This window comes from Streptomyces sp. NPDC004542, assembly GCF_040610035.1.
Taxonomy (GTDB): Bacteria; Actinomycetota; Actinomycetes; order Streptomycetales; family Streptomycetaceae; genus Streptomyces.
Genome location: NZ_JBEXLP010000025.1, coordinates 71,472 through 91,378, shown reverse-complemented (window position 1 = coordinate 91,378; position 19,907 = coordinate 71,472). Strand labels below are relative to the sequence as shown.

The 19,907-nt window shown below is 73.3% G+C and carries 19 protein-coding genes and 6 pseudogenes; 11 read left to right on the top strand and 14 right to left on the bottom strand.

What is annotated here, in order from left to right:
- Nucleotides 1–153: pseudogene (locus ABZX30_RS16740) on the top strand (electron transfer flavoprotein subunit alpha/FixB family protein); the annotation flags it as partial.
- Nucleotides 154–208: 55 nt separating this feature from the next.
- Here the strand turns inward: ABZX30_RS16740 and ABZX30_RS16735 are convergent.
- On the bottom strand, nucleotides 209–1,099 hold the full coding sequence (locus tag ABZX30_RS16735; protein ID WP_355934087.1) for an endonuclease/exonuclease/phosphatase family protein: 891 nt from the start codon (nucleotides 1,097–1,099) through the stop codon (nucleotides 209–211).
- Nucleotides 1,100–1,292: 193 nt separating this feature from the next.
- Here ABZX30_RS16735 and ABZX30_RS16730 point away from each other — a divergent pair.
- Nucleotides 1,293–2,598: pseudogene (locus tag ABZX30_RS16730) on the top strand (aldolase/citrate lyase family protein).
- On the opposite strand, the pseudogene ABZX30_RS16725 reads toward ABZX30_RS16730, so the two are convergent.
- Together ABZX30_RS16725 and ABZX30_RS16720 are read right to left on the bottom strand one after the other, a co-directional pair.
- Nucleotides 2,595–2,768: pseudogene (locus tag ABZX30_RS16725) on the bottom strand (integrase core domain-containing protein); the annotation flags it as partial. The pseudogenes ABZX30_RS16730 and ABZX30_RS16725 overlap by 4 nt on opposite strands.
- A 71-nt stretch (nucleotides 2,769–2,839) precedes the next feature.
- Nucleotides 2,840–3,889, bottom strand: a complete 1,050-nt coding sequence (locus ABZX30_RS16720; protein WP_355934086.1) for a LacI family DNA-binding transcriptional regulator — start codon at nucleotides 3,887–3,889, stop codon at nucleotides 2,840–2,842.
- 207 nt (nucleotides 3,890–4,096) lie between these two features.
- On the opposite strand from ABZX30_RS16720, the gene ABZX30_RS16715 reads away from it, so the two are divergent.
- Nucleotides 4,097–5,050 carry an ROK family protein gene (locus tag ABZX30_RS16715; RefSeq protein ID WP_355934084.1) on the top strand — a complete coding sequence of 318 codons (954 nt, stop codon included), beginning with the start codon at nucleotides 4,097–4,099 and terminating at the stop codon, nucleotides 5,048–5,050.
- Between the two features lie 111 nt (nucleotides 5,051–5,161).
- On the opposite strand, the gene ABZX30_RS16710 is transcribed toward ABZX30_RS16715, so the two are convergent.
- Nucleotides 5,162–5,515, bottom strand: coding sequence for a hypothetical protein (locus tag ABZX30_RS16710; RefSeq protein WP_355934094.1), 354 nt, complete (start codon nucleotides 5,513–5,515; stop codon nucleotides 5,162–5,164).
- Between the two features lie 137 nt (nucleotides 5,516–5,652).
- Between ABZX30_RS16710 and ABZX30_RS16705 the strand changes: the two genes are divergently transcribed.
- The gene (locus tag ABZX30_RS16705) at nucleotides 5,653–5,844 is read left to right on the top strand and encodes a hypothetical protein (RefSeq protein WP_355934082.1); all 192 of its coding nucleotides are present in this window, start codon (nucleotides 5,653–5,655) and stop codon (nucleotides 5,842–5,844) included.
- Between the two features lie 142 nt (nucleotides 5,845–5,986).
- On the top strand, nucleotides 5,987–7,030 hold the full coding sequence (locus tag ABZX30_RS16700; RefSeq protein ID WP_355934081.1) for an NUDIX domain-containing protein: 1,044 nt from the start codon (nucleotides 5,987–5,989) through the stop codon (nucleotides 7,028–7,030).
- Between the two features lie 29 nt (nucleotides 7,031–7,059).
- On the opposite strand, the gene ABZX30_RS16695 is transcribed toward ABZX30_RS16700, so the two are convergent.
- From ABZX30_RS16695 to ABZX30_RS16685, 3 genes are all read right to left on the bottom strand, one after another.
- Nucleotides 7,060–8,142, bottom strand: a complete 1,083-nt coding sequence (locus tag ABZX30_RS16695; RefSeq protein WP_355934080.1) for a protein kinase family protein — start codon at nucleotides 8,140–8,142, stop codon at nucleotides 7,060–7,062.
- A gap of 10 nt (nucleotides 8,143–8,152) precedes the next feature.
- Nucleotides 8,153–8,869, bottom strand: a complete 717-nt coding sequence (locus ABZX30_RS16690; RefSeq protein ID WP_355934079.1) for an MBL fold metallo-hydrolase — start codon at nucleotides 8,867–8,869, stop codon at nucleotides 8,153–8,155.
- Nucleotides 8,870–9,075: 206 nt separating this feature from the next.
- Complete coding sequence (locus ABZX30_RS16685; RefSeq protein ID WP_355934078.1) at nucleotides 9,076–10,431, bottom strand: dipeptidase; 1,356 nt, start codon at nucleotides 10,429–10,431, stop codon at nucleotides 9,076–9,078.
- Between the two features lie 132 nt (nucleotides 10,432–10,563).
- Between ABZX30_RS16685 and ABZX30_RS16680 the strand changes: the two genes are divergently transcribed.
- Complete coding sequence (locus ABZX30_RS16680) at nucleotides 10,564–11,862, top strand: geranylgeranyl reductase family protein (RefSeq protein ID WP_355934076.1); 1,299 nt, start codon at nucleotides 10,564–10,566, stop codon at nucleotides 11,860–11,862.
- Here ABZX30_RS16680 and ABZX30_RS16675 read toward each other — a convergent pair.
- Nucleotides 11,852–12,313: a nitroreductase/quinone reductase family protein gene (locus ABZX30_RS16675; protein WP_355934075.1), complete on the bottom strand. Its 462-nt coding sequence runs from the start codon at nucleotides 12,311–12,313 to the stop codon at nucleotides 11,852–11,854. The genes ABZX30_RS16680 and ABZX30_RS16675 overlap by 11 nt on opposite strands.
- 128 nt (nucleotides 12,314–12,441) lie before the next feature.
- Between ABZX30_RS16675 and ABZX30_RS16670 the strand changes: the two genes are divergently transcribed.
- The gene (locus ABZX30_RS16670; protein WP_355934074.1) at nucleotides 12,442–13,128 is read left to right on the top strand and encodes a TetR/AcrR family transcriptional regulator; all 687 of its coding nucleotides are present in this window, start codon (nucleotides 12,442–12,444) and stop codon (nucleotides 13,126–13,128) included.
- 106 nt (nucleotides 13,129–13,234) lie between these two features.
- Nucleotides 13,235–13,393: pseudogene (locus ABZX30_RS16665) on the top strand (DNA-binding response regulator); the annotation flags it as partial.
- Here the strand turns inward: ABZX30_RS16665 and ABZX30_RS16660 are convergent.
- Nucleotides 13,363–13,638, bottom strand: a complete 276-nt coding sequence (locus ABZX30_RS16660; protein WP_355934073.1) for a DUF6332 family protein — start codon at nucleotides 13,636–13,638, stop codon at nucleotides 13,363–13,365. The pseudogene ABZX30_RS16665 and the gene ABZX30_RS16660 sit on opposite strands and share 31 nt — an antisense overlap.
- Nucleotides 13,639–13,984: 346 nt before the next feature.
- Complete coding sequence (locus ABZX30_RS16655) at nucleotides 13,985–15,475, bottom strand: MFS transporter (RefSeq protein WP_355934072.1); 1,491 nt, start codon at nucleotides 15,473–15,475, stop codon at nucleotides 13,985–13,987.
- Nucleotides 15,476–15,560: 85 nt separating this feature from the next.
- On the opposite strand from ABZX30_RS16655, the gene ABZX30_RS16650 reads away from it, so the two are divergent.
- Nucleotides 15,561–15,965 (top strand): MarR family transcriptional regulator, encoded by a 405-nt coding sequence (locus ABZX30_RS16650; protein WP_355934070.1) that lies wholly within the window; start codon nucleotides 15,561–15,563, stop codon nucleotides 15,963–15,965.
- Here ABZX30_RS16650 and ABZX30_RS16645 read toward each other — a convergent pair.
- Complete coding sequence (locus ABZX30_RS16645) at nucleotides 15,951–16,688, bottom strand: maleylpyruvate isomerase family mycothiol-dependent enzyme (RefSeq protein WP_355934069.1); 738 nt, start codon at nucleotides 16,686–16,688, stop codon at nucleotides 15,951–15,953. The genes ABZX30_RS16650 and ABZX30_RS16645 overlap by 15 nt on opposite strands.
- Nucleotides 16,689–17,126: 438 nt before the next feature.
- Nucleotides 17,127–17,399 (bottom strand): hypothetical protein, encoded by a 273-nt coding sequence (locus ABZX30_RS16640; RefSeq protein ID WP_355934067.1) that lies wholly within the window; start codon nucleotides 17,397–17,399, stop codon nucleotides 17,127–17,129.
- A 206-nt stretch (nucleotides 17,400–17,605) separates the two neighbouring features.
- Between ABZX30_RS16640 and ABZX30_RS16635 the strand changes: the two genes are divergently transcribed.
- Entirely contained in the window at nucleotides 17,606–18,001 is a 396-nt protein-coding gene (locus tag ABZX30_RS16635) for a luciferase family protein (RefSeq protein ID WP_355934066.1), read from the top strand.
- A 35-nt stretch (nucleotides 18,002–18,036) separates the two neighbouring features.
- Here the strand turns inward: ABZX30_RS16635 and ABZX30_RS16630 are convergent.
- Nucleotides 18,037–18,201, bottom strand: a pseudogene (locus tag ABZX30_RS16630) (alkaline phosphatase); the annotation flags it as partial.
- Between ABZX30_RS16630 and ABZX30_RS16625 the strand changes: the two are divergent.
- Nucleotides 18,184–18,621, top strand: a pseudogene (locus ABZX30_RS16625) (class II fructose-bisphosphate aldolase); the annotation flags it as partial. The pseudogenes ABZX30_RS16630 and ABZX30_RS16625 sit on opposite strands and share 18 nt — an antisense overlap.
- Here ABZX30_RS16625 and ABZX30_RS16620 read toward each other — a convergent pair.
- Nucleotides 18,599–19,735: a methyltransferase gene (locus ABZX30_RS16620; RefSeq protein ID WP_355934064.1), complete on the bottom strand. Its 1,137-nt coding sequence runs from the start codon at nucleotides 19,733–19,735 to the stop codon at nucleotides 18,599–18,601. The pseudogene ABZX30_RS16625 and the gene ABZX30_RS16620 sit on opposite strands and share 23 nt — an antisense overlap.
- Nucleotides 19,736–19,907: the final 172 nt, after the last annotated feature.

The window sequence follows — 19,907 nt, the reverse complement described above, 5'->3', positions numbered from 1 at the left end:
CACCGCGCCGGCATGCAGACCTCGAAGACCATCGTGGCCGTCAACAAGGACGCCGAGGCCCCGATCTTCGACCTGGTCGACTACGGCGTCGTCGGTGACCTCTTCGACGTCGTCCCGCAGCTCACCGAGGAGATCAAGACCCGCAAGGGCTGATCCGCCGCAGGCTGTCCGAGGCCCCCGTGACCGCGCCGGTCACGGGGGCCTCGGTTCATCCCAGGGTCACGGACGCCTGCACGGGCAGGTGGTCGCTCGGGAACTGGCCGTCCCGCGCGAAGGTGTTGACGGCGGCCCGGTGTGTCGTGACGCCCGGGGTGGCCAGGATCCAGTCGATGCGGTCGCCGTCCGGAACGAGCGGCCGGTAGCCGTGGAAGGTCGCGTACGGCTCGCTCCGCTCGGCCGCCGCGTCCCACGTGTCGACGAGTCCGGCCTCCAGCAGGGTGTCGTAGACCTGGCTCCGGTGGGCCGCGGAGTTGAAGTCCCCCGTCACCAGGAACGGCAGGGAGAGGCCGAGTTCCGCGATGCGCCGCCCGATGAGCGCCGCGGCACGCTCGCGGGCGTACTGGCCGCGGTGGTCGAGGTGGGTGTTGAGGAGGTGGAACTCACGCCCGTCGTCGCGCAGATCGCGGAACCGGACCCAGGTGGCGATGCGCGGGAAGGCGGCGCCCCAGGTGTTCGAGGCGATCACCTCGGGCGTGTCGGAGAGCCAGAAGGTGTCGTGCTCGAGCGGGGCCAGGCGCCGGGCGTCGTAGAAGACGGCCACGGCCTCGTCGTGGCTGCCGCCCTCGCGGCCGGTGCCGATCCAGTCGTAGTGCGGTCCGAGGTCGGCGTGGATGTCGCGCAGTTGCCGGTAGAGGCCCTCCTGGGTGCCGATGATGTCGGGAGCCTCGCGGCGCAACAGCGCCCGCATGACCGGGCGGCGCGCGGCCCAGCTGTTGGGCTCGGTGGCGCTCGCGACACGCAGATTGAACGTCATGACGTCCAGGCGGCGGCCGGCCGGCTTGGCGGCGGAGGCGGCCGTGCTGAGCAGTGGCACGGTGACGGCGGTGGCCAGTGCCGTTCTCAGGCCCGTGCGGCGGGTCATTCTGGTGGCGTCCGGCATGTGATTCCCTCCCGACGGATCAGGATGAAGGGGTGAACCGTTGCGCGGAAGAGGGCCCAGGGGTTCTCGGCACGTGGAGTGAACGCGGCGGCTCGGGCCGTGGGCGGGGTGTTGACCAGCGGGAAGCCGCACGGATAACTTCGTTCTACGGATTGTTGATTCCGTAAGGCGGAAAATCTGCGGAAGGTGCGGCATGGGCCAGGGCCGGCAGGAGAAGGTGTCGACGAGCCTCGCGGGCGCCGTCAGCGAGGAGATCAGCGCCTCCCTCGCGCCGGTCGACGCCGAGCTGGAGCGCCGCTACCCCGGCGACCCCGGCACCCGCCGGCCGGTGCACACGGTGTACGTCCCCGGCGACGTCTTCGCCGCCGGCACCATCCGCTCCTGGGGCGACCAGGCCCTGGCCGCCCTGGACGAACACGCCCCCGACGCCGGGTCCTTCGCCGCCGTCCTCGGCCTCCGCGCCGACCTCGCCGAGCAGGTCCACTCCCGGGTCCGCGCCAAACTGGAGCGCGAGCCGGTCGAAGACCTGCGCGTCGACTTCGAGGACGGCTACGGCCGCCGCCCTGACGCGGAGGAGGACGAGGCGGCCGCCCGCGCCGCCCGTCTGATCGCCGCGGCGTGCGAGAAGGGGACCGCGGCCCCGTACATGGGCATCCGCATGAAGTGCATGGAAGCGCCGGTGCGCGACCGGGGCATCCGCACCCTCGACATCTTCCTCACCGGCCTGCTGGAGGCCGGTGGACTCCCCGGCGGACTCGTGCTGACGCTGCCCAAGGTGACGTACGCCGAGCAGGTCACCGCCATGGTCCGCCTCCTCGAGGCTTTCGAGAAGGCCCGAGGTCTGGAGCCCGGCCGGATCGGCTTCGAGATCCAGATCGAGACCAGCCAGGCCGTCCTCGCCGCCGACGGCACCGCCACCGTCGCCCGCATGATCCAGGCCGCCGAGGGCCGTGCCACCGGGCTGCACTACGGCACCTTCGACTACAGCGCCTGCCTCGGCGTCTCCGCCGCCGACCAGGCCCCCGATCACCCCGCCGCCGACTACGCCAAGGCGGTCATGCAGGTGGCCGCGGCGGGCACCGGCGTACGCGTCTCGGACGGCTCGACGAACGTCCTCCCGGTCGGCCCCACCGAGAAGGTCCACGACGCCTGGCGGCTGCACTACGGCCTGACCCGCCGCGCCCTGGCCCGCGCCTACTACCAGGGCTGGGACATGCACCCCGGTCACCTCCCCACCCGCTACGCGGCCGTCTTCGCCTTCTACCGGGAGGGCTTCGAGAAGGCGGCCGACCGGCTCGCCCGGTACGCCGGCCGGACGGGCGGCGACGTCCTGGACGAACCCGCCACCGCCAAGGCCCTCAGCGGCTATCTGCTGCGCGGCCTGGACTGCGGCGCCCTCGACACCGCCGAAGTGGCCCGGCTGACCGGACTGACCCGGTCCGGCCTGGAAGGGTTTCGCGGCACTCCGGCACGGTGACCTCACGGCGTCGGCCGGCTAGGTGTATTGCCCTGTGAGGCTGGGGACGCGGCTGGCGGGTGGTTTGCCTGCGAGCGCGGTGTGTCCGCGGTGGTGATTGTAGGTGTGTAGCCACCCGGGGAATGCCTCGCGGCATTCGGTCTCCGAGCGGTAGGGGCGGGCGTAGGCCCATTCGTCGAGCAGGGTGCGGTTGACCGGGGCGGGCGGGCACGGGAGCCGACCGCCACGACCGGCGTCAGGCCTTCGTGCAGCAGGCCGACGGCTCAGTCCGCCGGCGGCAACTCGCCCGAGCCGCGGGTGACCAGCCGGGTCGGCAGCTCGATGCGCTCCGGGGCGACGAGGGTGCCGTCCAGCTGACGGAAGAGGCGTTCGGCCGCGGTGCGGCCGAGGGCGGCCGAGTCCTGGGCGACGACCGTGACGCCCGGCTGCAGCAGGTCGGCGAGTTCGATGTCGTCGAAGCCGACGAGCGCGACGCGGCGGTCGTGCTCGGCGAGGACGCGGATCACGGTCACCGTCACCCGGTTGTTGCCCGCGAAGACGGCCGTGACGGGGGAGGGCCCGGAGAGCATCTCCTCGGCCGCACGGCGCACCCGCTGCGGATCGGTGCCGCCCAGGGACATCCAGGACTCCGCCACAGGTATCCCCGCGTCCTCCATGGCCGCCCGGTAGCCGCGCAGCCGCTCGGCCGCGGTGTGGATGCGGGGCATGTCACCGATGAACCCGATCCGGCGGTGGCCGTGGGCGATGAGGTGGGCGACGCCGGAGCGGGCGCCGCCGAAGTTGTCGGACAGCACCACATCGGCGTCGATCCCCCCGGCCGGACGGTCCACGAACACGGTCGCGACGCCCGCCTTGATCTCCGGTTCCAGATACCGGTGGTCGTCGCCGGCCGGGATGATCACCAGGCCGTCCACGCGCCGCGCGCACAAGGCCAGCGCCAGCTCCTGCTCACGCTCCGGGTCCTCCGCGCTGGAGCCGTTGATCAGCAGGGCGCCGTGGGACCGGGCGACCTCCTCCACCGCGCGGCTGAGCGGACCGTAGAACGGATCGGCGAGGTCCTCCAGGACCAGGCCGATGCTGGCGGTGCGGCCCTTGCGCAGCACCCGGGCACTGTCGTTGCGGCGGAAGCCGAGCGCCTCGATGGCCTCCTGGACCCGGCGTTCCGTGTCCGGGGTCACCCCCGGCTCCCCGTTCACCACGCGGGAGACCGTCTTCAGGCCGACGCCGGCCCGCGCGGCCACGTCTTTCATGGTCGGACGGTTTCCGTAGCGGCTCCCGGAGGGGTGGTCTGCTCGGCGGATGGTCTCGGGCACGATGTGCTGTCCTGTCGTGTCGTCCTTGCGGTCCACGAGGGGGGGGCGATGCGTCGATCATCGGGTGGTATGACGATGTGGCGTCGAGCATAGAGCCTGGACAACGTTGTCATGCCCGCGAGAGACTGTCCACCACAATCTCCGGCCCGCGCCCCCACCGCGACCGGCCGGCCCATTTGACCTGGTTGACGGGGAGTTATCACTCTGATGCACACCGACCTCGTGGCCGCGCTCGACATCGGCGGCACCAAGATCGCCGGAGCGCTGGTGGACGCCCACGGCTCAATCCTGGTGCGAGCGCAGCGCGCGACGCCCGCCCAGGAGGACGGCGAAACGATCATGCGGGCCGTGGAGGAGGTGCTCGGCGATCTGTCCGGAGCGCCCCTGTGGTCACGCGCGGGAGCCGTCGGCATCGGCAGCGCCGGCCCGGTGAACGCCGCCACCGGCACCGTGAGCCCGGTGAACGTGCCGGGCTGGCGGGACTTCCCCCTGGTCGACCGCGTGCGTGCGGTCACCGGAGGGCTGCCGGTGGAACTGATCGGCGACGGTGTGGCGATCGCCGCCGCCGAGCACTGGCAGGGCGCCGCCCGGGGCCACGACAACGCCCTGTGCATGGTCGTCTCGACCGGGGTCGGCGGCGGCCTGGTCCTGAACGGGCGACTGCACCCCGGCCCGACCGGCAACGCGGGCCACATCGGCCACATCAGCGTCGACCTCGACGGTGATCTGTGCCCCTGCGGCTCGCACGGCTGCGTGGAGCGCATCGCGAGCGGCCCGAACATCGCCCGGCGCGCGCTGGGCAACGGCTGGCGGCCGGGCCCGGACGGCGACACCTCCGCCGCCGCGGTGGCCGCCGCCGCCCGTGCCGGTGACCCGGTCGCCGTCGCGTCCTTCGAGCGGGCCGCGCAGGCCCTGGCCGCCGGGATCGCGGCCACCGCCACGCTGGTCGAGATCGACGTCGCGGTGATCGGCGGGGGCGTGGGCAAGGCGGGGGACATCCTCTTCGAGCCGCTGCGCAAGGCCCTCGCCGACTACGCCACGCTGTCCTTCGTCCAGGGGCTGACCGTGACGCCCGCGCAGATGGGCACGGACGCCGGCCTGGTGGGCGCCGCCGCGGCCGCGCTGGCGCTCAGCCCGGACGCGACCGCGGCAGGGGTCTGACCGGGGCGAGCAGGAACGTTCGATCTGGGGTCCCCCGGCGTGCTCGACCCCGCAGAGGGTGACCGTGCGGTCAGCCGGGCCGCACGGTCCGGCCCCGCCGCTCCAGGCGGCTCAGTGGAACTCGTGGACCACCTGGATCGTGCCGACGATGTGGGCGTTGAACTCCTCCAGTTCGCCGGCCGGAACCCAGAGCTCCAGGATCGTCTCGCCGCCCGCCTGCCGGACCGGATACCGGCTCAGGAAGCCGGAGTCGGCCTCGAAGCGGGTCACGAAACCGGCGCCGTCGTGCTTGACGTTCCAGTCGCGGGCGATCCTGATCGCGTAGTCCTCGTCGAGGACCGGGTAGAAGATCGGCTGCTCGGGCAGCCGGGGCGGCCAGGCCCGCCAGTCCAGCTCGCGGACCAGCTCGAGCTCCTTGGGGCCGGTGGGGCGCCAGAGGGTCGTCGTCGCTCGCAGGCCGGTCATGGCGGTCGTCTCCAGGTCGGGGCCGCCGCGGTTGTGGCGGGCCGTGACCTCGGACGGTAATGGTGAAACGATCATACGGCCACGGGATTGTGCGACGGCCGCGTGACCCCGGCCCGTCTGGCGCAGTTGATCCGGGCATGAAGAAGCGCAGCATGCTCGCCCTCGCCTCCCTCGCCACCGGGTTCGTCGTGGCCGCCGTCACCCCGTCGCACGCGACGCACCACGACGTCGTCGGGGACCCGCACGTCTCCGGCACCCTCGACTCCGCCCACGGCGCCGTCGCCGCGGACGGCTCCGCCGTGGACGAGGAGGCCCCGGCCCACCAGTAGCACCACAGCCCGTCGGACGCGGTGCCGCTGCCTCTGCCACCAGGGCGGCGGCACCGCCGTGGGCGCGCCCTCTACGGGGGATGGTTTCCGTGGCAGTGTGGAGCGGGCAAGCCACAGGGGGCCAACAGAAGAGGGGGAGTCCGTGACCGTCGTCTGGATCAACGGCGCTTTCGGTGCGGGGAAGACCACGACCGCACGGGAACTGATCGAGCTGATCCCGAACAGCACGCTCTTCGACCCCGAGGTCATCGGCGGAGCGCTCACGCACCTGCTGCCGCCCAAACGCCTCGCCGAGGTCGGTGACTTCCAGGACCTGCCCATCTGGCGACGGCTCGTGATCGACACGGCGGCCGCGATGCTGGCCGAACTCGGCGGCACCCTCGTGGTTCCCATGACCCTGCTGCGCCAGGAGTACCGCGACGAGATCTTCGGCGGCCTGGCCGCCCGCCGCATCGCCGTACGGCATGTCCTCCTTGCTCCGGCCGAAACGATCCTGCGTGCGCGAATAGCCGCGCGGGAGGTCCCCCCGGCCCTCCCCGACGGCGAGATACGGGTGCGGCAGTGGTCGTACGACCACATCGAGCCCTATCGCGCCGCCCTGGCCTCCTGGCTCACGGCGGACGCCCATCCGGTCGACACCAGCGACCTCACCCCGTACGAGACGGCCGTCCGGCTCGCCGAGGCCGTCGGCAGCGGAGAGGTGCCGGTCTGCGACATCGTGCAGACCCCGGAACCCACCGCCGAGACCCTCGCCGCCGGTGTCCTGCTCTTCGACGAGCGGGACCGGGTGCTGCTGGTCGACCCCACCTACAAGGCCGGGTGGGAGTTCCCCGGCGGGGTCGTGGAACCCGGCGAGGCGCCCGCCCGGGCCGGCGTGCGCGAGGTCGCCGAGGAGACCGGGATACGGCTGGACGACGTACCGCGGCTGCTCGTCGTCGACTGGGAGCGTCCCGTGCCGCCCGGTTACGGCGGGCTGCGGTTCCTGTTCGACGGTGGGCGGCTGGACTCCGCCGAGACCGGCCGGCTGCTGCTGCCGGGGCCCGAACTGCGCGACTGCCGCTTCGTCACCGAGCAGGAGGCCGCCGACATGCTGCCCCCGGTCCGCTACGAGCGCCTGCGCTGGGCCCTGCGGGCCCGGGAGCGGGGCGCGGCCCTGTACCTGGAGGCCGGTGTTCCGGTCGGCTGACGCCACGTGGGGTCCGCACGGCACATGGCTCAGCGGGCGCACGGCCCTGGCCGCCGCGCGGGGAGTCCGCGACCGCGGTAGAGGCGGTTCAGCTCGGTGTGGGGGTACGGGGTGTGCCTGCTCTCCCGCTCCAGCCCGCGGCAGAAGTCCCCCATGGCCACGGCCAGCGGTGCGTGGCGCTCGATCAACGCGGCCGCGGCCCGGGGGATCCCCTCGGCCCGCGCCCCGCCGGCGCAGGCGCGCAGGAACGCCCCGCGTTCCGCACGGCCGTACCCGTACACCGCGGTGACCAGCCAGATCACCAGGTAGTACGTGGTGTAGACACGGTCGTAGGCGCGGTGCCGGCCGAAGAAGGCGCGCTCGTCCCCGGCGAGCCGGAACCGGGAGCTGAGCGAGAGTCCGAAGTCGGCGAGGTAGAGCTGCCGGCCGTCGGTGAGGATGTTGCGGAAGTGGGCGTCCAGGTGCAGGAGGCCGTGCCGGTGGAGGAAGTCCGTGAGCGCCGCCAGACCCGCTGCCGCCCTGGCGCACGCGGCGTCCGGCGAGCCGGTGCGCAGCCGGGCGTCGAGCCAGTCGTGCAGGGTGTACGGGATGTGCTCCAGGAACAGGGTCAGGCTCGCCGAGGCCGTGCGCAGGCCGTCGATGCGCTCGCGCATGCCCGCACCGCCGTCCCAGTAGGCGACCGCCCGGTCCGTGTCGGCCAGTTCGTCCGGCAGGGGCGGGGTGTCGGGCAGCACCCGCCAGTGGTGCAGCAGCGGGAAGCCCGGGAAGTGCCCGGCCAGCACCCAGTTCGTCGTCATGGTGTGCAGGGCGAGCTCCCGCCAGGCGCCGAAGCCGGGGCTGCCGATGGCGCCGATGCCGTAGTGACAGTGCGCCGGCAGGGCGAAGAGGTTCGCCGTGGACCGCACGTGCTCCGGCCGCCGTTCGAGGTCGGTGAGCGGCACCCGCTTCACGAAGACCTCTCTGCCCTCGACCGCGATCCATACGGCTCTCCCGCCGATCCCGGTGCCCAGTGGCGTCCCTGCCGCCACCCGCCCGGCCAGTTCCCGGTCGCTGAGGAGGTCCAGGGAGGTGGCGATGCCGGCGTGGGCGGTCAGGCGCGCGGGGCGGGTCATGCCGCCATGATCAGCCCGGCACCCCGTACCCGTCCGCCGCTTTCCGCAGGACGGCCGAAGCCTGACCGAGGACCGGGTCGCCATGGCCGAAACAGGCCAGGTCCGCGTCGAGGCCCGCCAGCCGGTGGAGGGAGGCGAGGGTCCGGGCACGGTCGAGGTTGAAGACGCCCGCCATCACCGTTCCGGTGACCGGTGCCGCGGCCACCGCGTCCCCGGTGAACAGCACGCGGTGCTCGGGGAGGTGGACGGCGATGCTGCCGTGGGTGTGACCGGGGGCGTGGACGACGCGGGCACCGCCGCCGAAGTCGAGGACGTCACCGTCACAGAGTTCGCCCACCCGCTCCGGGCGGACGGGCTCGCCCGGCGGCAGCCCGCGCACGGCCTCCGCGTGGACCGGCCGCTCCCAGTCCTCGAACACCGGTGGCGGGCCGGGCAGTTCCCCCCGGACGACCGGCGCGTCCAGACGGTGCGCCAGCACCTCGGCGCCGCTCAGCGCGGCGAACTCGCCCGCCCCGCCCGCGTGGTCCTCGTGGAAGTGGGTCAGCACGATCCGCCGGACGGCTGACGGGTCCCGCCCGAGCGCCGTGACCGCCGCGGCGATCGCCCCGCCGGAGCCGACCGTTCCGGCGTCGATCAATGTCAACTCGTCGCTGTCGCGCCAGAGATAGGCCTGGCCGACCGGGAAGCGCAGCAGATGAAGACGGGGGAGCAGCTCGATGACGTCCATGCGCCGACGGTAGGCAGGGCCCCGTCCAGGGGGCGAGGGCCTTCTGCCGTGGGCAGAGCGGTTCGGCCCGCCGCGTACGAGGTGGGGCGAGGGTCAGGGCAGGTGTCCGGCCGGGCCGGATTGGGTTGTCGAGGAGCCGGCAGTCGCGGATCCGGTCGTCGCGGAGCCGGAGGGCGCCGGCTGGTCGCCGCCCCGGGCGGAGCGGTTCAGTCCGCCGCGTACAGCGTGAGGAAGTGGGCCTCGGCCACCGCCAGGCGCTCCAGTTCGTCCGGGGAGACGCTCTCGTTGACCGCGTGGATCTGGGCCTCCGGCTCGCTCAGGCCGATGAGCAGGATCTCGGCCCGCGGGTAGAGGGCCGCGAGGGTGTTGCACAGGGGGATGGAACCGCCCTGTCCGGCGTACTGCATCTCCTGGCCGGGGTAGGCGATCGCCATGGCGTCGGCCATCGCCCGGTACGCCGGGCTGGTGGTGTCGGCGCGGAAGGGCTGGCCCTGACCGACCTGCTCGATCCGGACCCGCGCGCCCCACGGCGTGTGTGCCTCCAGGTGGGCCTGGAGCAGCTTGTCCGCCTCGGCCGCGTCCACGCCCGGCGGCACCCGCAGGCTGATCAGGGCGCGGGCACTGGCCTGCACGGACGGGGTGGCGCCCACGACCGGCGGGCAGTCGATGCCGAGGACGGTCACGGCGGGCCGGGCCCAGATGCGGTCCGCGACCGTGCCGTCGCCGATCAGCGCGACCCCGTCCAGCACCTTGGCGTCGGCGCGGAACTGCTTCTCGTCGTACTGCAGGCCCGCCCAGCGGGTCGCGGGCTCGAGCCCGTCGACGGTGGTCGAGCCGTCCTCGGCGCGCAGCGAGTCCAGGACGCGGATCAGGGCGGCCAGCGCGTCGGGGGCGGCGCCGCCGAACTGGCCCGAGTGGAGGTTGCCCTCGAGGGTGTCGACCTGCACGCGGACCATGGTCATGCCGCGCAGGGTGGTGGTGACGGTCGGCAGGCCGACGCGGAAGTTGCCCGCGTCGCCGATCACGATGGTGTCCGCCGCCAGCAGCTCGGGGTGCTGCTCGGCGTACCGCTCCAGGCCGCCCGTGCCCTGCTCCTCCGAACCCTCGGCGATCACCTTGACGTGCACCGGGACACCGCCGTTGGCCTTCAGCGCGCGCAGCGCGAGCAGGTGCATGACCAGGCCGCCCTTGCAGTCGGCGGTCCCGCGGCCGTACCAGCGGCCGTCACGCTCGGTCAGCTCGAAGGGCGGGGTGGCCCAGGCGGCCTCGTCCAGCGGCGGCTGCACGTCGTAGTGGGCGTAGAGCAGAACCGTCTTCGCGCCTTCCGGGCCCGGCAGGTACCCGTACACCGACTGCGTGCCGTCCGGGGTGTCGAGCAGCGCCACGTCGTCGAAGCCTTCGGCACGCAGCGCGTCGGCCACCCAGTTCGCGGCGCCCTCGCTCTCACTCCGGGGGAACTGGTCGAAGTCCGCGACCGACTTGAAGGCCACCAGCTCGGTGAGTTCCGCCCTGGCCCTGGGCATCAGGGCGGCGACGGTCTCGGCGAGCGCATTCGACGACATGGGCACGCTCCTTGTGGGTGCGACGTTGTACCGGTGAGTGCACCGATCCTCCCACAGCGGACTGCGGCGACGTCCGCCGTAGGATGCGGGGGACAGGTGCGGCAGACGGCTTGATCGGAGCAGCGGACCATCGTGAGCGGCGAGAACTCTTCGGCGGACGACGTGCAGCGGGTGTGGGACGTCGTCGTGGTGGGCGCGGGACCCGCGGGGGCCTCGGCCGCCTACGCGGCGGCGGTCGCGGGGCGGCGCGTGCTCCTGCTGGAGAAGGCGGAGCTGCCCCGCTACAAGACCTGCGGCGGCGGCATCATCGGCCCCTCGCGCGACGCCCTGCCGCCCGGCTTCGAGCTGCCCTTCCGGGACCGGGTGCACGCGGTCACCTTCTCGAACAACGGACGCTTCACGCGCACCCGCCGCTCCAAGCAGATGCTGTTCGGGCTGATCAACCGGCCCGAGTTCGACCAGCAGCTGGTGGAGCACGCGCAGAAGGCCGGCGCCGAGCTGCGTACCGGCGTCACCGTGACGCGGGTGGAACAGCACGGCTCGGCGGTGCCTGACCGCCGTACGGTCGCCGTCGTCCTGCAGGGCGGCGAGACACTGCTGGCGCGCGCGGTGGTGGGCGCCGACGGCAGCGCCAGCCGCATAGGGGCGCACGTCGGGGTGAAGCTGGAGCAGGTCGACCTCGGCCTGGAGGCGGAGATCCCGGTGCCGGAGACGGTCGCGGAGGACTGGCAGGGCCGGGTCCTGATCGACTGGGGTCCGATGCCCGGCAGCTACGGCTGGGTCTTCCCCAAGGGCGGCACGCTGACGGTCGGCGTGATCTCGGCCCGCGGCGAGGGTGCCGCCACCAAGCGGTACTTGGAGGACTTCATCGCCCGGCTGGGGCTGGCCGGCTTCGAGCCGAGTATCTCCTCCGGGCACCTGACGCGCTGCCGCGCCGACGACTCCCCGCTCTCGCGCGGCCGGGTCCTGGTGTGCGGGGACGCGGCCGGGCTGCTGGAGCCGTGGACCCGCGAGGGGATCTCCTTCGCCCTGCGGTCGGGGCGGCTCGCGGGGGAGTGGGCGGTCCGGATCGCCGAGGCGCACGACGCCGTGGACACCCGTCGGCAGGCGCTGAACTACGCGTTCGCGATCAAGGCGGGGCTCGGCGTGGAGATGAGCGTGGGCAAGCGGATGCTGGCCGCGTTCGAGCGCCGGCCCGGTCTGTTCCACGCGGCCCTCACCGGCTTCCGCCCCGCCTGGCGGGCCTTCAAGGACATCACCCAGGGCTCCACGTCCCTGGGCGAGCTCGTCCGCACGCATCCGATGGCCCAGCGCGCCCTGACCGCGCTGGACCGGCGGACTACCGCGTCCGGCTCCGCAGCGCCGGGGGCCGATGCGCCGGGTTCCGACGCGCCGGACTCCACCGCGCCGGAGGACACGATCACTTCCTGACGGTGATCCGGAAGACCGGGTGGTCACCGGCGGCGGCGACGATCTCCTCGTCGGAGGACTTGGCCGTGACCCCCTGGAAGTACTGGTTGACCTCCCAGCCCCACTTCTCCAGGTAGGTCCGCAGGACAGGGAGCTTCTCCGCGTCGGGAAGCTCCACGGCGGTGAACTCGCGCACTGTGCGGCCGACACGCAGCTCCCCGCCGCCCGCGGCGCGCATGTTGCGCACCCACTGAGAGTGGCCCCGGGCGGAGACCAGGTACTGCTCACCCTCGTAGAGGTGCGGGTTGACCGGGATGCGCTGCATCGTGCCGCTCTTACGGCCGCGCACGGACATCTCCGCGGTGCCGGCGAGGCTGAGACCGTGCCGGGCCAGCCAGCCGATCACGCTGTTCATGCGGACGGTCAGCGGGCTGCCCTTGAGGTAGTACGGCGCGGAAGAGGACGGCGACATGGTGACCCCCACGGTTTGGGAGAGCGGTGCTCTCGGTCGACTCCAGTGTGGGGGAGAGCACCGATCCAGCGCAAGAGCACTGCTCTCTTTTGTGTGCACCGCTCTGTCCCCGTGGCACACTGAACCGCATGAGGACCGCACAGGGCGCCCGCGCGCGAGCCAGGATCGAAGTCACCGCGGCCATCAAGGACGAGGCGCGCAGACAGCTCGCCGCCGAGGGCGCGGCCAGGCTCTCGCTGCGCGCGGTGGCCCGCGAACTCGGCATGGTCTCCTCGGCGCTCTACCGCTACTTCCCCAGCCGTGACGACCTGCTGACCGCGCTCATCATCGACGCCTACGACTCCCTCGGCGAGGCCGCCGAGAAGGCCCACGAGGCCGTCTGCGACGCCGCCCACGTGGCCCGCTGGACGGCGGTGTGCGAGGCGGCGCGCGGCTGGGCGCTGGCCCATCCGCACGAGTACGCGCTGATCTACGGCTCGCCCGTGCCCGGCTACTCCGCCCCCCAGACCACCGTCCCGGCCGCCTCCCGGGTCGGCCTCCTCCTCATCGGCATCGTCCGCGACGCCCACCAGGGTCCCGGCCTCGCCGACCTGCCGCTCCCCGCCGAACTGCGCCCCGAGGCCGAACGCATGGTCGCCGAGTTCGCCCCCGATCTGCCGCCCGAGGCGGCGACCGCCCTGGTGGCGGCCTGGGCCCAGTTGTTCGGGCTGATCGGGTTCGAGGTGTTCGGGCAGTTCCACCGGGTGGTGGAGGAGCGGGAGACGTTCTTCCGGCACGCGGTGACCGGGCTGGCGCACGGAGTGGGACTGAAGTAGGTCCCCGTACCGGGGCGCCGTACTTCCCCGGCAGTACGTGTGATCACCTCGCCCGGCGGACGCTGACCCGTCCTGCTCCCTCTGGTGTGGCCGTCATGGAAGAGCCGGCATCGGCCTGTCCGACGAGGAGATCGCGCGCCGTCCGGTGGTCGGCCCGCTCACCGCGAAGACCCACGTGAGCCGCACGATGGTCAAGCCGGGTGCCCGGGACCGGGCCCAACTGGCCGTACCGGCCTATGAGCCGGGGGCGGTGCGGCCGGGCTGAGGCCCCCGCCGGAAGCGCACCAGCACGCTCACCACCCGGGCGACGAAGACGACGGCGGCGAGCGTGCCGCCCACCCGCGGCAGCGCCGCCGCGAGCAGCGCCGGCAGGTCGAAGAGCAGCGCCGGTCCGCCGACCGCCCCGAACGTCACCGCGGCCGCGAACGCCGCACTGACCAGTGCGTACCCGATCTCGACGGTCATCGCGTCCTGTTCGGCCCTGGTCCGCCGTCCCCCGTGTCCGTCCATCCGGCCGGTCTCCCAGGCGGCGTCCGGCGCGGCAACGGACAACTCCGGCCGGCCGCACGCGTGAAGCCGTTCCCCGCCAGGGCCTGGCGCGAAGGTCCTTCCCCCGCCCGCGCAGTTCGGGAGGCGCCCGCGGCCCCGCGAGGCCCGGCACGCTTCGCCGCAGGGGGTACGCACACGCGCCGCACCGGGCGTGGGCCCACGTACCGGACGTACGGGGCCCGCGCCCGGCGCTCGCCCCCGCCTTCGGCCTCGGCGCCAGGGCGGGCACCGACGTGTACCTCGGCCGCTGCCGCGGCGGGCGTGAGGTCCGTCCTTCGGGCGGAGGGCGCGACTCTCGCGACAGGCGCTAGTCGCGGACCGCCACGCGCCCCGCGTCCGCCTCCCTCTCCACGGTGGACCTGGCGACCACCACGCTCTGCTGCGGGGTACGGGGGCCGCGCAGCCCGGTGAGGGTGATGAGGAGCCCGGCGAGGGCGATCCCCGTCACCACGAGCAGCCCCGGACGGTAGCTGTCGAGCACGGCCTGCGGGGTGGCGTGGGCCGGGGCGTGGGCGGTGACCACCGCGGTGACGGCGGCGAGGAAGATCGCGCCGCCCACCTGGACGGAGGTGTTGAGCAGCCCGGACACCATGCCCTGCTCGTGGTCCTCGACCCCGTTGGTGGCCTGGATGTTCAGCGAGGGGAAGACCAGCGCGCAGGCCGCGCCGATCAGTAGCATCGACGGCAGCACGGCCGTCGCGTACGCCGGGTGGAGGTCGACGCGCAGGAACAGCGCGTACCCGGCGACCATCAGCGCGAAGCCCACCGCGATCAGCCGCGCGGTGCCGAACCGGTCCACGATCGAGCCGACCTTGGCGGAGGACACCGCCACCAGCGCACCGGCGGGCAGGAAGGCGAGCGCCGTGTGCAGCGCCGACCAGCCGAGCAGGGACTGCATGTACAACGTCACCAGGAACTGGAAGCCGACGTAACTGCCGAAGAACGCCATGGCGCCGAGCTGGGCCCGCGCCTGCCGGCCCGAGCGGAGCACGCCGAGCCGGACCAGCGGGCCGGGCGAGCGCCGTTCGACGACGACGAACACGCTCAGCAGTGCGGCGACGGCCAGGAAGGACAGCAGAGTACGGGCCGACACCCAGCCGGCCCGAGGCGCCTGGACGACGGTGAAGACCAGCAGCAGCATCGAGGCGGTGCCGAGGACGGCGCCGGGCACGTCGTACCCGTCGTGCTCCTTCTCGCGTGTGCTGCGCGGCAGCAGCTTCACTCCGGCGAGCAGCGCGACCAGCGCGATGGGCGCGGGCAGCAGCATGGTCAGACGCCAACTCGCCTCGGTGAGCAGGCCGGAGAGCACCAGGCCCATCGAGAAGCCGGTGGCCGCGCAGGTGGTGTAGATCGACAGGGCGCGGTTGCGCAGCGGGCCCTCGGCGAAGGTCGTGGTGATGATGGACAGGCCCGCGGGCGCGGTGAACGCGGCGCTCAGCCCCTTGATGAAGCGGCTGGCGATCAGCAGCGGCCCGGAGTCGACCAGACCGCCGAGCAGCGAGGCGAGGGCGAACGCACCGAGGGCCACCAGGAACACCTGGCGCCGGCCCAGCAGGTCGGCGGTCCGGCCGCCGAGGAGCAGCAGCCCGCCGTATCCCAGGATGTAGCCGCTGACGATCCATTGCAGCGTCGAGGTGGACAGGTGGAGGTCGGAGCCGATGGAGGGCAGGGCCACGCCGACCATCGACACGTCGAGCGCGTCCAGGAACATCGCGGCGCACAGCACCAGCAGGGTGCCCCACAGCCGGGGGGTCCAGCGAACCGCCGGGGCCGCGGGGGTGGTGAGCGGAGAGGTCATGCGCAGCACGCTACATGCGTATGCATGAGATGCAAATGCAATTAATGACGATGCAACAAACCGATTTCTCTGCTACGGTGCGCTCATGGCGGCGAAGAAGGCCGAGCAGGAGCTCGTGGGCCAGTGGCGGGACATCCTGGCGCTGCACGCCCGCACCCAGTGCGAACTCGACCGCGCCCTGCACGGACACGGCCTGTGCGCCAGCGACTTCGAGGTCCTCGACCTGCTCTCCGAGGACTCCGCCGCGGACGGCGGCTGCGCCTACCGGGTCCAGGAGATCGCCGACCGCATCCACCTCAGCCAGAGCGCTCTGTCCCGTCTGATCGCCCGTCTGGAGAAGGACGGACTGCTCCAGCGGGCCATGTGCGCCGAGGACCGTCGAGGCGTCCGGGTGGCCCTCACGGAGAAGGGGCGCGCGCTGCACGGCGAGGTGCGGCCGGTGCAGCGCGCGGTGCTGACAAGGATGCTGGCCGGCTCAGCCGATGGCTGAGGCCTCGCGCCACAGGGCGGCGAGCGCGGCGTCTCCGGTCACCCTGGGCACGGGCAGCCGGTTCCACAGCGCGAGGTACAACTGATCGGCCGGACCGGCCAGTTCGGCTTCGGCGTCCCCGGACCCGTCCCTGCTGGTGACGGGCGGCCGGCCGGACAGCCGTACGGTCCACACCGCGTCCGCGTCCAGCGCCCGCACCCGCAGGACGCGCGCCTCCTCGGTACGGACCCGGCTCCTCGGGCGGGCGTGGAAGCCGCGCAGCAGCTCGTCGATGCCGTCCACGGCGAAGTCTGTGGCGATGGGGGACGCCGCGCCGCCGGCCGCCGACTCCGCGTCGTACCGGTGCACGGCCGTCTCGTGCGCCTGCCGCCGGGTCCAGAACGCCAACGGCGAGGCGCAGGGCGCCTGATGGAAGGTCCAGCACGCCACGTCGGCCGGCGCGGCGGCCAGGGTGTCGACGAGCCGCCGGTGACTGTCCCGGTACCAGCTCACCAGCTCGTCCCCGTCGAGATCGGGTTCCTCGCCCAGCGGCCGCGGCTCGCCGTACCCGTCGGCGACGAACCCCGCCGCCCAGCGGTGCACCGCGCCCGTGTGCCGCAGCAGGTCCCGCACCTGCCACTCCGGGCAGGTCGGCACCTTGGCCGCGGTGCCCGCCTCGGCGGCGGCCGCGGCGAGCAGACGGCCCTCGCGGTCCAGGGTCTGCAGGAAGTCGGCTGTGTCCATGGGGTGAGTGTGCCGGACCGGCCGGTCGGGCGGCACCGCATTCCGTGCGGCGCCCGCCGGGGCTGTCGGTGATCCGTAGGCGATGTGCGGGCGGGGACGGGGAGTCTGGGCGGCGAGCCGCTCCCGGGAGCGTCCTCGCCCCCTCGTCCTCCGTCAGCGAGGGAGCCCGCCCCCCCATGCCGTCCAGACCCTCCGCCCTCTCCGACGACGTGGCGCCCCGGGACGTACGGCGTCCGCTCCGCGCCGACGGCAGGATCGTCCCGGTCAGTGGCGGTAACGCCGGCATCGGGCACTTCGTCGCCGAGCAGCTGTCGGCCACCGGAGCCACCGTGGTGCTGGGCAGCCGCACCGGCCTGGATCCGCGCCGCCGACGTGCCGTGAGGGCGCGACGCAGGTGCCCCCGCGGGTCACGGGGGCGCGCAGCGGACCGTCTCGCGGTCACTTCGACGGCGCGGCCCCCGTGCTCCGGCGCACCACCAGACTCGTCGGTACGAGGTCCGTCCCGGCGACCGCCCCGTTCCAGCCTTTGGTCCACCGGCCGTACCGGGCCTCGAGCAGCCGGGTCACCTCGTGGTGGAAGCCCCAACCCGTCCTGCCCTCGCGGGGACCGCTCGGCACCATCGTGGCGATGAGCGCGGTGAGCCGTTCCTCTTCCTCCTCGTCGCAGTCGAACGGGTTGCGGTCCGGGTCGGCGGCGGACCAGGTCAGCAAGCAGGGGCCGGGTTCGGCCTCGGTGGACGTGGTGTACCTCCGGTGACGTGTGGGTGCGGCCGACCGGTGATCGCCGACTTGATCGGCTTTGTCATCGGATTTTTCCGGGGTGCAGAAGGTGCGAGTGCGGGCAAGTCGCCGATACGGACCGGTTAATACTCGCTCACGCGCTGGTTGCGGGAGAGTGAGCGCGCCATGATGGGCCCATGACGTTGGCCTCGCGCGCGTTCGCGCAACTGGCGACCTGGCCGGACCTGTCCCAGGCCGCGCCGAGCTGCGGCCTGGGACAGGCGGTGAGTTCGGCCGGGGGCGAGATCGCCCACTTCCACTCGGACCGGGATGTCGACCTGCGGCTGACGGCCCGCGCCATCCGGCACTTCGCCAAGAACCTCAAGGGCTCGGGGGCGGTCCGCATCGTCCCGGGTTCGCAGTGGGTGACCATCCGCCTCGATGCCACGAGCGACGTGGATCTGCTGCTGACGCTGGTGAGCGTCGCCCTCCAGGCGCAGCAGACCTGGCCGGACCCGGGCGACCGGCCCGCCGTCGGCTGCAACGACCAGCGCGGCGCCGGGTTCGTCCGGACGGTCCCCGGCGGGATCTGACGGCGCAACGGGTGGCCCCGGTCCCGGACCCGGGGTCACACCGCGACGACCCGCACCCCCGCCTCCTCGAACCGGCGCACGGTCTGCTGTCCCACCGCCGTGTCCGTGACCAGCGTGTCCACCGCATCGGCCGCGCAGATGCGGGCGAAGGCCCGTTGACCCAGCTTGCTGGAGTCGGCGGCGACGACCACCCGCCCGGCGCCCGCACCGATCCCGGCGAGGCCCGGGCCTTCGTCGCCGGTACCGGAGTGGACGCGCTGGCCGTCGCGATCGGCAGCGTCCACGCCATGACCGCCCGCACCGCGGCCCTCGACCACGGCCTCCTCGAGCGGCTGTCCACCGCCGTGCCGGTCCCGCTCGTGCTGCACGGCTCCTCCGCAGTACCGGACGAGGGCCCGGTCGCGGCGGTCGCCGGCGGCATCGCCAAGGTCGACGTCGGCACCGCCCTCAACCTGGCGATGACCAGGGCGGTCCGGGACTTCCTCGCCGGCCGCCCGGAGGCCGCCGACTCCCGCGGGTACCTCGGCGAGGGCCGCGAGGCGACGGCCCGCGAGGTCACGCGGATCCTCGGCGTGCTCGCCCCGCGGGGCGAGCGGGTCAGCCCCGCTTCACGGCCTTGAGCACCACGAACTTCGGGTCGCTCGCGATCAGCCGGCTGTTGCCGAACAGGCGGCGCAGCTGCACGTGGTAGCCCAGGTGCCGGTTGCCGATCACCCACAGCTCGCCGCCCGGCCGCAGCGCACGCCGCGCCCCGGTGAACATGCGCCGGGCGGTCGCGTCGGTCGTCGCCTGGTGGGAGTGGAACGGCGGGTTGTTGAGGACGACGTCCACGCTGCCGGGAGCCACCCCGGCGAGCCCGTCCCCGACCCGGAACTCGGCGTGCCCCGGCACCCCGTTGGCCTTGTACGTGGCCTCCGCCGACGCCACCGCCTGGAACGACTCGTCGACGAACAGCACTTCGGCGGCCGGGTCGGCCAGCGCCACCGCCGTGCCGACGACGCCGTTGCCGCAGCCGAGGTCCACCACCCGGCGCGGTCCGTCCGCGTCCGGCAGGTGACGCAGGAAGAACCGGGTGCCGATGTCGAGCCGGTCCGCGCAGAACACGCCCGCGTGGTTGACGACCGTACGCCCGGAGGCGGCACCGATGCCGTCGGGCAGGGCGTAGCTGTACGGCCACGGGTTGGCCGGGCGCTCCAGCGCCGGGTCCGGGGTGCAGAAGATCAGCCGGGCCTTCTGGCGGGCCAGTGAGGTCCTGGTCGGGCCGAGGATCCGCTCGAACAGCCGGAGGGTCGAGCTGTGGATCTCCTTCACCATGCCGGTGCCGACGACGACCGTGCCCTCGTGCACGGCGGGCGCCAGCCGCAGCAGCTGGTCCTCCAGGAGCGCCAGGCTCTTCGGTACCCGGACCAGCAGGACGTCGACGCGCCCCGGTGGCGGATCCTGGCTGGTCAGCAGGGACACCGCACCGGCCGCCACGCCGGCCCGCGCGAGGTTGGCACGGGTCGCCTCCTGGCTGAGGTACGAGTCGGTGATCTGCGTCGGCCGGTGTGCCGCGAGGGCCGTGACCAGGGCGCCCCAGCGGTCTCCCACGACCACGACCGCGCCGGACAGGGGGATCCCCTCCTGAGCCAGATGGTCGAGCAGGTACGCGTCGGAGGCGTCCCAGGCCCGCAGCTTCTCGTGCGGATCCTCGGGGAAGCGGGACAGCTCCAGCTCGCCCCACGGAGTCGTCATACGGTCCTTCATCGTGCGTCCAGGCTAGTGCCCCGGCAGGCAGCGTTCGCCCCGTCGCGACGCCCGACACGCTCCCCCAGAGGGGGTGCCCCCACTCGCCGCACCGGCCGGAAGCACACGTACGTCCAGTACGTGTGCTTCCGACCGGCACGGCGAACGCTGCCTGCCGGGG